The sequence below is a fragment of the Clostridium hominis genome (assembly GCF_014287825.1).
GTDB lineage: Bacteria > Bacillota > Clostridia > Clostridiales > Clostridiaceae > Clostridium > Clostridium hominis.
Map to the genome: position 1 here is coordinate 1 of NZ_JACOOO010000036.1, position 3,082 is coordinate 3,082.

The 3,082-nt window shown below is 27.2% G+C and carries 3 protein-coding genes and 2 rRNA genes; all 5 read left to right on the plus strand.

Going from position 1 to position 3,082, the window contains the following annotated elements:
- The first annotated feature begins 1 nt into the window (after position 1).
- Positions 2 to 118: ribosomal RNA gene (rrf, locus tag H8S20_RS15220) — 5S ribosomal RNA — on the plus strand.
- A gap of 156 nt (positions 119 to 274) precedes the next feature.
- Positions 275 to 1,240, plus strand: a complete 966-nt coding sequence (locus tag H8S20_RS15225) for an ABC transporter substrate-binding protein (protein WP_186860622.1) — start codon at positions 275 to 277, stop codon at positions 1,238 to 1,240.
- Positions 1,206 to 1,964: an ABC transporter permease gene (locus H8S20_RS15230; RefSeq protein ID WP_186860623.1), complete on the plus strand. Its 759-nt coding sequence runs from the start codon at positions 1,206 to 1,208 to the stop codon at positions 1,962 to 1,964. Before H8S20_RS15225 ends, H8S20_RS15230 begins: the two co-directional genes overlap by 35 nt.
- A 5-nt stretch (positions 1,965 to 1,969) precedes the next feature.
- The gene (locus tag H8S20_RS15235) at positions 1,970 to 2,605 is read left to right on the plus strand and encodes an ATP-binding cassette domain-containing protein (protein WP_186860624.1); all 636 of its coding nucleotides are present in this window, start codon (positions 1,970 to 1,972) and stop codon (positions 2,603 to 2,605) included.
- A gap of 369 nt (positions 2,606 to 2,974) precedes the next feature.
- A 16S ribosomal RNA gene (locus H8S20_RS15240) occupies positions 2,975 to 3,082 on the plus strand; the annotation flags it as partial.

The following is a 3,082-nucleotide window of genomic DNA, read 5'->3' on the forward strand; positions in this document are numbered from 1 at the left end:
ATCTAGTGATGATGGCGTAGAGGAAACACTCCTTCCCATTCCGAACAGGAAAGTTAAGCTCTACAGCGCCAATGGTACTGCACGGGAGACTGTGTGGGAGAGTAGGACGTTGCTAGGTTAGCAAAAAGATCTAAGTTATACTTAGGTCTTTTTTTGTTATATAAAAATATAAATTATTATTCGATAAAAATAAGTGGGAAATGCAATGTAAATATTGGAAAATAGGATTCTTAACTGTATAATATAGCTATGAAATAAATCTTGGAGGTGAATCATGAAAAAAATAATTACATGTATAATTAGCACATTATTAATTTTTATGGTTGGTTGTAGTAATACTAAAGAAACATATGAAGAAAAAGAAGTAAGACTAATTACACCGGATGGATTGCCAAGTATAGCTATAAGTAAGGCAATGGAAGATAATAAGAATATAAAACATATAACTATAAATTACGATGTTCAGAAAACATCTGATTTATTGGTTTCAGAACTTATGAAGGGAGAAGCAGAGCTAGCAATAATCCCATCAAATTTAGCACTTCAAGCATATAAGAAGGGACTAGATTATAAAATTGTTGGAACGATTGGATGGGGATCACTTTATTTAGTATCTGAAAATAATATTTCTGATTTAAGTGAGTTAAAAGGTAAAGAAATATATAATACAGGAAAAGGATTAACCCCGGATATAATTTTTAAAGATATATTAAAAAATAATAATATATCAGAAGAAGAAATAAATTTTTCGTATGTAGGAGCTGCATCGGAATTAGCACCATTACTTGTAGCAGGAAAACCAGAATATGCAATAGTACCAGAACCTGTGTTATCAACAGTTATTAGTAAAAATCCTAACTTAAATATAATATTAAACTTAAATGAAGAATGGGCAAAATATAATAATGTAAAAGAAGGATATCCACAATCTACATTAGTAATAAAAGAAGAGTTTCTTAATGAGATTAAAGATAGTGGAGTATATGAGCAATTAATAAATACTTTTAAAGAAGCAGAAGAATTTGCAAAAAATAATCCACAGGAAATAGCTTCTATATGTGAAAAGTTAGGGATAACTTTTAATAAGGATGTTATAAATGAATCCATGAAAAATAGCAATTTAGGATTTACTGATATAAATGATTGTATGGATGAGTATAATGTATACTTTAATACAATAGATACAGAAGCAAAAGGAGAAAAAGATGAGTACAAGCCATTATTCGTTGAAAAACAATAAGTATATTATATTTTCAATTATAATAATACTTTTAATATGGCAATTTGCATCTATATATATAGATAATAGATTATTATTTCCATCTGTAATTGATGTAATAAAGAGTACTATAACAATAGTAAGTAATAAGAATTTTGTAACTATAATTTTTTATAGTGTAATTAGAGGCGTAAAAAGCTTTTTTATATCTATTAGCATCGCATTAATTTTAGGAATACTAAGTTACTTTAATAAATTAATATATAATAGTATATTACCTATTTTATCAATTATAAAGGCCGTTCCAACTATGGCCTTTATAGTTTTATTATTAATTTGGACATCTAAGGATTATGCTCCCGTTATTATAGGAATAATGATATCTCTTCCTATATTCTATGATGCAATATTAAATACAATAGTAAGTATAGATAAGAATTTATTACAAATGTGTAATGTTTATAAGATATCTGTTAAAGATAAGATGAAGCACATTATAGTACCTATAATTATAATTGAGCTCAATAAAGTAATAAGCTCAACTTTCTCTTTAATATTTAAAGTTGTAATATCAGGAGAAGTATATTCTCAACCTACATATGGAATAGGAGCAATAATTCAATTAGAAAAGATGCAATTAAATACTGAAAATATAATTTCTTGGATAATAATAATAACAATCATATCATATATATTTGAATTGTTTTTCAAAACTATAGATAAAAGATATATACATAAAGGGTGATAAAAATGTTTATTAAAGGTGTAAATGTTAAATTTGATAATAAAGTAATATATGATAATTTTTCAATAGATTTTGAAGATAACAAGATAAGTTGTATAGTAGGAGCATCAGGATGTGGAAAAACAACTTTATTGAATTATATTTGTGATGAATTACTTGCAAATGGCATAAAAATCTCTTATGTATTTCAAGAAGATAGATTAATACCTTGGAAAAATGTATTCGATAATCTAAGTATAGTTATAAAAAATAGATATAAAAGAGAAATAATGAATGATAAAATAGAAGAAATTTTAAAAATTTTAGATATTAATGAGGCAAAATATTTATATCCTAATGAATTAAGTGGAGGAATGAAACAAAAAGTTAATATAGCAAGAGCATTGTTATATGATTTTGATGTTTTATTACTAGATGAACCATTTAGATCTTTAGATGCAAAAATAAAGAATGTTTTAATAAACTTAATACGAACTATAAGTTATGAAAAAAAGAGTACCATTATTTTAGTAAGTCATGATAAAGATGAGGTAAAGGCTTTGGCAGACAATGTGATTTTGATAAGTGGGACTCCAAATAGCATAGTAAAAAAAGGCGATAAGGCGATCATTGACAGCATATTCAGCAGTATTATTCGATAAAATTAATACTGCTTTTTTATTTAGTATTTTTTTAATAAAAACTGTTGACATATAGTAAAGTAAAATGGTAAGATAAGTCCTGTTGCTGATGCAAAACAAATAAAAACATAAGATAAAAAAGTGTTTGACAGTTGTTTTGATAGGTGATAAGATAAGTCTCGTTGCTAACGAAATGATGTGAAAAAACTTTGAAAAAAGTTGTTGACACAAAGTTGAGTCGGTGATAAGATAAGGAAGTCGCTTGATGCGGCAAACAAATATGGTCTTTGAAAATTGAACAGAATATTAGTTAAAATAAATCCAGCAATTCTTTTGAGAGTTTTTAAAACATTTAAAGACTCAAAGTAATTTGAGCAACAGATTAAACTTTTTATTGAGAGTTTGATCCTGGCTCAGGACGAACGCTGGCGGCATGCCTAACACATGCAAGTCGAGCGAGTGGAGTTCTTCGGAACAAAGCTAGCGGCGGACGGGTGA